The 7,347-nt window shown below is 59.3% G+C and carries 8 protein-coding genes and 5 pseudogenes; 7 read left to right on the top strand and 6 right to left on the bottom strand.

The genetic code is table 11. From position 1 onward, the window contains the following. Nucleotides 1-77 precede the first annotated feature (77 nt). A pseudogene (locus AKG11_RS32540) lies at nt 78-440 on the bottom strand (ParB/Srx family N-terminal domain-containing protein); the annotation flags it as partial. Nucleotides 441-584: 144 nt separating this feature from the next. On the opposite strand from AKG11_RS32540, the gene AKG11_RS34970 reads away from it, so the two are divergent. The 3 genes from AKG11_RS34970 to AKG11_RS32530 all read left to right on the top strand — a co-directional run bounded on the left by AKG11_RS34970 (nt 585) and on the right by AKG11_RS32530 (nt 1,728). Continuing rightward, the gene (locus AKG11_RS34970) at nt 585-722 is read left to right on the top strand and encodes a hypothetical protein (protein ID WP_156334215.1); all 138 of its coding nucleotides are present in this window, start codon (nt 585-587) and stop codon (nt 720-722) included. Between the two features lie 323 nt (nt 723-1,045). Beyond that, nucleotides 1,046-1,285, top strand: a complete 240-nt coding sequence (locus AKG11_RS32535; protein WP_024271599.1) for a type II toxin-antitoxin system VapB family antitoxin — start codon at nt 1,046-1,048, stop codon at nt 1,283-1,285. Beyond that, entirely contained in the window at nt 1,285-1,728 is a 444-nt protein-coding gene (locus AKG11_RS32530; RefSeq protein ID WP_050747001.1) for a type II toxin-antitoxin system VapC family toxin, read from the top strand. The genes AKG11_RS32535 and AKG11_RS32530 overlap by 1 nt, the downstream gene beginning before the upstream one ends. A gap of 247 nt (nt 1,729-1,975) precedes the next feature. On the opposite strand, the gene AKG11_RS35940 is transcribed toward AKG11_RS32530, so the two are convergent. After that, nucleotides 1,976-2,089 (bottom strand): hypothetical protein, encoded by a 114-nt coding sequence (locus AKG11_RS35940; RefSeq protein WP_371260176.1) that lies wholly within the window; start codon nt 2,087-2,089, stop codon nt 1,976-1,978. A 95-nt stretch (nt 2,090-2,184) separates the two neighbouring features. On the opposite strand from AKG11_RS35940, the pseudogene AKG11_RS32525 reads away from it, so the two are divergent. The 3 pseudogenes from AKG11_RS32525 to AKG11_RS34965 form a co-directional block, all read left to right on the top strand. Continuing rightward, nucleotides 2,185-2,886, top strand: a pseudogene (locus tag AKG11_RS32525) (ABC transporter ATP-binding protein); the annotation flags it as partial. Between the two features lie 94 nt (nt 2,887-2,980). Beyond that, nucleotides 2,981-3,318 (top strand): annotated as a pseudogene (locus tag AKG11_RS34155) (CapA family protein); the annotation flags it as partial. A gap of 237 nt (nt 3,319-3,555) precedes the next feature. Then, nucleotides 3,556-3,689 (top strand): annotated as a pseudogene (locus tag AKG11_RS34965) (transposase); the annotation flags it as partial. 11 nt (nt 3,690-3,700) lie between these two features. Here the strand turns inward: AKG11_RS34965 and AKG11_RS32515 are convergent. Beyond that, the gene (locus AKG11_RS32515) at nt 3,701-4,237 is read right to left on the bottom strand and encodes a peroxiredoxin-like family protein (protein WP_050746998.1); all 537 of its coding nucleotides are present in this window, start codon (nt 4,235-4,237) and stop codon (nt 3,701-3,703) included. Between the two features lie 94 nt (nt 4,238-4,331). Between AKG11_RS32515 and AKG11_RS32510 the strand changes: the two genes are divergently transcribed. Next, nucleotides 4,332-5,096, top strand: a complete 765-nt coding sequence (locus tag AKG11_RS32510) for a helix-turn-helix transcriptional regulator (RefSeq protein ID WP_050746997.1) — start codon at nt 4,332-4,334, stop codon at nt 5,094-5,096. A 298-nt stretch (nt 5,097-5,394) separates the two neighbouring features. On the opposite strand, the gene AKG11_RS32505 is transcribed toward AKG11_RS32510, so the two are convergent. The 3 genes and pseudogenes from AKG11_RS32505 to AKG11_RS32495 form a co-directional block, all read right to left on the bottom strand. Continuing rightward, a complete protein-coding gene (locus AKG11_RS32505) occupies nt 5,395-6,114 on the bottom strand; it encodes a cytochrome c biogenesis CcdA family protein (RefSeq protein ID WP_024271618.1) in 720 nt (239 codons plus the stop codon). Between the two features lie 2 nt (nt 6,115-6,116). Then, nucleotides 6,117-6,521 carry a thioredoxin family protein gene (locus tag AKG11_RS32500; protein WP_050746996.1) on the bottom strand — a complete coding sequence of 135 codons (405 nt, stop codon included), beginning with the start codon at nt 6,519-6,521 and terminating at the stop codon, nt 6,117-6,119. Between the two features lie 75 nt (nt 6,522-6,596). After that, nucleotides 6,597-7,347: pseudogene (locus AKG11_RS32495) on the bottom strand (IS630 family transposase); the annotation flags it as partial.

The raw sequence follows: 7,347 nt of genomic DNA, 5'->3' as shown, positions 1-7,347 counted from the left end.
CGATATGCCCCGCGAATATGGCCCACAACCATGACGGTCATACGAACTCAACAGGACAGTTGCGACGCAGAACCTAAAAGTTCGGTGCGCTTGACGTTTTCGGCGAGCGAATCCTCGGCTTCGAGCGTTGCGCCTTCGCTAATGATGCAGGGAACGCCCGTGGTCTTCGTCAGTTGCTTCCGATCGACCAGCAGCTTCAGCGCACGGTAACGACGGCCGCCGGCAGGAATGCGATAGATGCCGGTCTCCTTGCCCTCGGCGTCGCGTTCCGCGCGCACGTTGATGCTGGTCAGCAGCCCGCGGCGAGCGATGTCGTCGGCAAGTTCCTCGATAGAGACGCCGGCCTTGGTCTTGCGCACGTTCTGCTGGCTGAGGACGAGCTTGTTGAAGGGGATATCGCGCCCGACGTTGAGCGCGATTTTCTGAATGGCCTGTGCCATGTCAATTCTCCGCGGCGGACCGGCCGGAGCCTCTCTCCAGCCACCTCAATCCGCCACGAACGCCCCTTCCCACCTCTCCCTCTTTTGCCGGCCCGCCGCCCTCACCGTCTGCCGCCAGCGCCCACGTCGCTGCTGGCGTCTCGCATGGACCTGTTCAGCCAGATCGCCATCTGCTGCCGCGTGATGGCGGTCGGCGCATGGATTTCCGTGATCGACGCACTGGCTGTCCTTGCCGCCCGAAACGCCGATGGCGGCGGTTGCGCCTTGCTCAAGACGTGCTGAAATCGAATGAAGGATGGAGATCGACTGGAAAGCGCGGGCAATCGATATCGCCGGCTACGTCTTTGGGTGCAATTCGTTGACGCACGGCATCCACATTCGGATTGTGACGCTTGGTGCGGCTCCATGGCGAGCGACCGGAGCCTCTCTCCAGCCTCTCAACACGCCGCCGCCCCTCCGCCCCTCTCTCCCTCTTCCGTCGCCGCTCCCCTTTCCCATTCCCGACTCCCCCGCCATCGGCACGGTTCGGAAAATGGCGCGTTACGCACGGGGCTATTGAGGATATGAAAATAGGATATTATAATATCCTCAAAAGGATATGCTCCATGCCGCTCTATATCAAAGACCCCGAGGTCGACCGGCTCACGCAAGAGCTTATCAGCATCACCAAATCCAGCAAGGTCGATGCGGTCAAAGATGCTCTGAAACACGAGATTGCAAGACGCCGTGCCGCTTTGCCGCTCCGTGACCGGCTTGCAAAGTCCCTTGCCATGGCCCGCGAAGCTGGACCCTTTGCACCCGGGGATCACAAACGGGAAACCGATGAGATGTGGGGCGAAGACTGATGCTCTTTATTGATGCCTCCGTTGTCGTGGCGATTCTCTCCGAGGAAGAAGATGCCGCTGCCTTGATCGATCGGCTTGAGCACGACGGCGGCCCCTACTACGTCTCGGCCGTCGTGCGCATGGAGGCGACCGTGTCACTTGCGCGTCGGCTTTCTGAGGCTTCTGGACGAGACAAACCGGCTACCTCCGAAATGATGGGAAACGCACGTCGCCTTGTCGAGCAGTTCATAGCCGACCTGGACTGCAAGGAAGCAATGATTTCCGATGACGTGGGCACCATGGCCCTCGATGCCGCGCAGCAGTTCGGTAAGATCCTGAACCATCCTGCCAAGTTGAACATGGGCGACTGTTTCACCTACGCCTGCGCACGGGCTTATCGAGCTCGAATTGCCTACAAGGGCGACGATTTCACCTACACCGATCTTGGCTGGCACAACCATTAGGCTGGAGGCGTACCCCAGCCAAAGATGAGTTTCGCCGCCTCTACAAACTACATCGGCTAATGAGAATTCCGGCCTTCACCTTCATCCGGTTGATTAGGAGGTCGGGGCACAAAGATACCACCCGCCGCCGCTTTCGGCCGCTCCGCGACGTCCTCGTGGGCAAATTCGTCACGCCAACCATAGGGCAAGGGAAATCGCCCGTCCCGTTCTCACAACCGCCGAGATCATCGGAGCGGCCAAACAGCCATTATACGACCAGATGTACGACGTCCCTTTTCTGCTGAATCATGCCATTGATCGCCATCATCGACGCGGAGAGAACAATGCGGCACCGACGCTCGAACAACGTCGGCCAAACCACCGCATTGACGCTGCCGGTTTCGTCTTCGAGAGTGAGAAACTTGACACCCTTGGCTGAGCCCAACCGCTAACGTACGAACACGAGCCCACTGGCCAGTTTCGGTCGAACTGGTGCGCGGCGCGATCACCGGTATCGCCGGTGAAAGTGGCAGCGGCAAGAGCACGATCGGCCGTATCATCCCCGGGTTGGAAACCGCTAGCGCTGGCAAGCTCGGTATCGATGGCAGGCAGTTTGATATTTCTCGCCCCGGGCGTCGGAGCGGGCTGCTCGGAAAGGTCCAGATGACCATTCAGGACCCCGCCCTGTTGCTGAACCCGCGCCTGTCGATCGGCGATACCTTGGCAGAAAGTGTGCGGTTCGCCAGTCGGCAATCGCCCGGCCGCAAACAGGACGTGCTTTCGATGATCGACTGTCTCCGGCTGGCACGAACCCTCCTCACCCGCTACCCTCATCAGCTGTCCAGCGGGCAGAAGCAACGCGTCTGCATCGCCCGCGCCCTTCTTGCCGGCCCGCAGATCATCATCGCGGACGAACCCACCTCCGCACTCGATGTCTCTGTCCAGGCCGAGATCGTCATGCTTCTGAAAGAGATCGTCACCGAGCAGGGCATCTCGATGCGCTTCATCTCACATGACCTGGCCTTGGTGCAGGAGCTCTGCAGCCTGATCGACATCTTTCAGGACGGAAGGGTGGAAGATGCCGACCCGTCACAGTTCATTTTTGGACTCCCGCAAAACCCGTACACGCGCAGCCTGATCGAGGCTCGCCGACGACGGTTCACGCACGGACGGCAGTGACGCGCTGAACCTGCGAGGCGACGCCTCCCCAAAACGTTTCTCCACCTCGTCCACATACAGGCGGCGCTCAGGCGCTGCACGGGAAAGATCTGTCATGGCGAATACCTTCACTATCGCCGTCACCGGGCAATCTCTGATCAAGCATCACATTCGCGGCGTCGAAACACCCGGGTTCGTCCGTGTGCGGGAGCTGCTTGGTCAGGCCGATTTTGCCTTCACGAATTTCGAGAGCACGATCCTTGGCAGTCATGGAGGATGGCCGTTCAAGGGCGCCGTCTTCGGCTGCAGCCAGCCCGTCGTTCTCGACGCGCTCCAGGCGATGGGCATTCACGGTCTCTCGCTATCGAACAATCATGCCTTCGATCTCGGCCCCTCCGGCATCCTCTCACCCTTGAGGAAGTCGAAAGGCGCGGCATGCTTCATGCCGATATCTGGCAATACATCATCAAGGGCCTCGTCATCGTCGTTGCCGTAGCGCTCGATCGCTTCAGGCTGCAGGGCGGCCGCACCTAACCTTCAAGCATTATCGCCCACAATGCCGCGGTGAAGTGAGCGATAAAAGCAATCTCTTTCGCTCACTACCGTACGCATCCGAGGTGGGCCACCTCGTAGGAATCGTCGGATTTGGCATTGACTGTCCTTGTTGACGTCAACAAGGACAGTGCGGCTAGCCCCGACCGGAAAGGCCTGCATCCGGCTGATCACCTCGCAAACTTCAGCGGTGTGATGCATGCCGATGGCTATGGTGGTTACAAAAGGCGAGGCGCTACGGCAACCAGATCGTCGAGGCCGCCTGCATGGCACGCTCGAGCACTCACACAGTGCCAATATATTCCCCGCGCGCCGGATAGTCGTTTTTGATGGCGAAATCCAAGGCTTGAACCATCTCGCCGAAATTCGGTCGCGCGAATGGCATGGACTGCACCGAGAGCCAATAGACCGATTGGTCTGGCTTGATCAAAAACACGCCTGGCTCGGAGAACAATTTTGGCTCTTCGATTCCAATCGATGTTTTTCCACGTGACGCCGAAATGTACAGGCCCCAGTGCTTCGCCGCGCCCAAAGACAGTCCGTAGCCAATGCGAAGATGCTCGGCACCTATCTTATCCGCCATTTGTCGCGCGCGCTCCTCTCCATCAGAGCTTATTGCAATGGTGTTGACGCCCCGTTCCAAGAAGGACGGTGTCAATCGTTCAAGCTCCTTTAGATAGCCTGCACAAATGGGGCAGTGGAGACCGCGGTAGAAGCAGACGAGCGTCATAAGCCTGGGCGCTTCGTCGGCGAGGGCGAACTCTCCGTGATCGAGAGTCTTCACCACCAAATCCGGGGCCGACATTCGAGGGACTAGCATTAATCAACTCCATCTTTCTGAACATGACAAAGCCGTTGCGTTGACGTCGAAGCTTTGAGATATCATACACAGGGCAATCAAGGATCCATAAAACATGATCAAAAATCTGATGGCCACTCAAAAGGTCGACCGGCTTTCGGCATTCTTCGATGTATTCGAGCTTTCGGCGTCATTGGACCCGGCACTCACCGCCGACAGTCATGCCAGGCTGCTCGTCATCGGGCCGCTGGGTGGGCCTGCGGAAAAAATCGTCCTTCGCCTGCGCGGTGAAACACTCCCCGCCCCGTCCATTCTGGTCACCGCAGCTGTCGATTTCGGCGGGGTGCATAACCCGCTCATGAACGCCCTGCCTGATCAGGTCTCCGTCGAGACCAACGACGCACCTGCCCTGCGCGATACCACAGCCGCGTTCGTGGCGGAGGCTCTGGATTCGCGATGTGGGCGGAGCGCAGCGCTCAATCGGCTCTGCGAAGTGATCGTTCTGCTCCTGTTGCGATCCGCCATCGATCGCGGGGCCGCCCGACCAGGGCTGCTGGCTGGGCTGTCTCACCCCGCTCTACATCGGGTTTTGGTTGCCATGCATGACGCGCCCGCGCGTGCTTGGAACGCTGAAGATCTTGCCTCTGTGGCGGGAATGTCGCGAAGCCATTTCATGGCTCTCTTCCGCAAGGTGGTCGGTGCGACACCGCAGGCCTATCTGACAGGATGGCGCATGACCATTGCGCGACGGAGCCTGTCCAAGGGGGCCCGGGTCAAGGCGGTGGCACGGCAAGTCGGTTTTGGTAGCGCTGCGGCATTCTCGCGGGCCTATGTCCGCGCGTTCGGAGAATGGCCATCACTCAAGCCCCTTAAGCAATGAGCACCGGATAAGCCTTGTCCTTCAGACGTTCCGCGTCTCACACCGAATAGTGGGATGCGATGGTAAACCGGGGGCGTTCGCATGGCATCGCGGATGTTTCACGGTGAAACTCAGCCCATTGGATTGCGAGATCCGAAGCCTGTCTGTCGTCTAAGAAGAACGTCCGTTGAGCAGTTGTCGCTCGCCGACCAGCAGTCGGCCGGTCGAAGGATCGACAAGCCAAGGGGCTTAAGCTCAGACTGATCGCTTCACTCAATAGTGTAGGTCGACAGGGCCCCAGCCGAGTCACCCTCGAGAGTTAGAAACGTGTGGTAAGACTGGTCAGCCATGCGGGCGAGATTTCGACAAGCACTGCCTCTACCTGCTTGTCCAGTCCCGTCACCACCAGAAGTCCGATTACGACGAAAAACACGCCCAACAAGACTTTTCCGCCTTTCCCGGCGTGCAATAAGCGGTTGCGCCAGCGCATCAGCACATCGCGCGAGAGAATACCGAGTAGAAGCAGTGGCAGAGCGGCCCCAATGCCGAAGGCGGCCATGGTGGTCACCACTTGAGCGAGGTTCTCGCCAGTCGCAGCCATCATCGAGGCCGCGCCGAGCGTGGGGCCGACACACGGGCTCCACACGGCACCCAAGAGCACGCCGATCAGGAACTGCCCCTTGAGACCATCGCTATTGAACCCACCGAAACGCTGCTCCGTCCAGTTGCCGAATGGGCTTGCCGCCGTGGCAAGGCTCACCTGGAGGGCCGGTACCATCAAAACCGCGCCGATCACGATCATAATGTAGCCGGCAAATGTGCGAAAGACGGAGGTATCAAGCCCGATCGAGAAGCCGATCAGCGCGACGAAGAGCCCGATTGTCAGGAAGGAAACCGCGAGCCCCCCGGCAAGCGCTGCCGGTCCGAAGCGGTGCTTCGAGATCGCCGTGCCCAACACCACCGGCAGAAGCGGCAGCACGCAGGGAGACAGCGTGGACAGCACTCCCGCCAGAAGCGCCAGAAAGCCGGTCGTCAGCATGGTCAGTTACCAAGCGCCGAAGCAAATAGCGCACCAATCGATTCGGGCTTGGTGTCACCGACCGAACGCCCGGTCTCGGTACCGCCATCATAGGCGATCAGTGTCGACTGCATACGGGCATTCAGGCTGCGAACCACGTCCTTTTGACTATCGAAATCGACCTCGAACACAATCATTTCGCTATAGGCGGGGTCTGCCGCAAGAGACTGGATGATCGGCTTCTGGGCCTTGCAGGTGGGGCACCAGCTTGCGGCGATATCGACGACGATCGGCCGCCCCCCCTTCTGGGCCGCCTCAAAGGCTGCTGTTTCGAAGGGCTTGATCTCGGCGGCAAAGCTTGCCGTTGCAATCAGCAGCGAAACCACACCGGCTGAGGCAGCCGACAAAAATTTTGATGTAAGCCGCATAAAAAACCTCCTTAAATCAAGTGAGCTCTTTACTGCTTGAATGATAGGATCGCGCTTTATACGGTCCCTCACTGATCAAAACCCATTGGCCCATTCTCTGCGTCCGATCGACATGACGCGCCATGGCTGGCTTTCGAGCCGCCGCCAGGCATCGCAGCAATGATCGACGATGTCGTCGTATGATTTGAACACGCGGTTTGATAACCAGTTGTCGCGCATGAAATGCCAGAGGTTTTCGACCGGGTTCAGCTCCGGCGATTTCGGCGGGAGTGGCAGAATGGTGATGTTTTCGGGCACGACGAGATTGTTGGACATGTGCCAGCCTGCCTGATCCATGATGAGGATAGCGTGCGCGTCGGCATCGACGTGTCGGGCGATTTCGGCCAGATGCTGGGTCATGGCGTAGGTGTCGCACCATGGCATGACCAGCGCCGCCGCCTTGCCGAGCTTGGGGCAGATTGCGCCGAAGATGTAGGCCGACCTTGTGCGCTGATCGTGCGGTGCTGAAGGCCGTGTTCCTCGCCTGGCCCATCGGCGGGTGATCTTGTTCTTTTGCCCGATACGGGCCTCATCCTGAAACCAAATCTCTATGCGTTTTCCTCGGGCCGCTCCAGCGGCAATCTCTGCCACTGCGGCAGGGAAGCTTTTTTAAAACCCTCAATGGCTTGAGGGTCTTGCGCGTGATGTTTGGGCCGAACAGCGAGCTTGCGATAGCCCATGGCCCGGACTTCGCGGCTGAGCGTCTGCTCGCTCACCGAAACGCGAAACTCCTCCCACAGCCATTGCGCCAGATCGCACAGACGCCAGCGAACGACGCCGTCGAGAT

The organism is Shinella sp. SUS2 (assembly GCF_001262505.1).
In the GTDB taxonomy this organism is placed as follows: domain Bacteria; phylum Pseudomonadota; class Alphaproteobacteria; order Rhizobiales; family Rhizobiaceae; genus Shinella.
Note: the sequence above shows the minus strand (reverse complement) of the source record. Positions and strands in the feature narration are given on the sequence as shown.

Coding starts and splice junctions, on each gene's coding strand:
- AKG11_RS34970 (WP_156334215.1), top strand. CDS start 585: ATGGACCTGTTCAGCCAGATCGCCATCTGCTGCCGCGTGATGGCGGTC.
- AKG11_RS32535 (WP_024271599.1), top strand. CDS start 1,046: ATGCCGCTCTATATCAAAGACCCCGAGGTCGACCGGCTCACGCAAGAG.
- AKG11_RS32530 (WP_050747001.1), top strand. CDS start 1,285: ATGCTCTTTATTGATGCCTCCGTTGTCGTGGCGATTCTCTCCGAGGAA.
- AKG11_RS32515 (WP_050746998.1), bottom strand. CDS start 4,237: ATGCTAGTCCCTCGAATGTCGGCCCCGGATTTGGTGGTGAAGACTCTC.
- AKG11_RS32510 (WP_050746997.1), top strand. CDS start 4,332: ATGATCAAAAATCTGATGGCCACTCAAAAGGTCGACCGGCTTTCGGCA.
- AKG11_RS32505 (WP_024271618.1), bottom strand. CDS start 6,114: ATGCTGACGACCGGCTTTCTGGCGCTTCTGGCGGGAGTGCTGTCCACG.
- AKG11_RS32500 (WP_050746996.1), bottom strand. CDS start 6,521: ATGCGGCTTACATCAAAATTTTTGTCGGCTGCCTCAGCCGGTGTGGTT.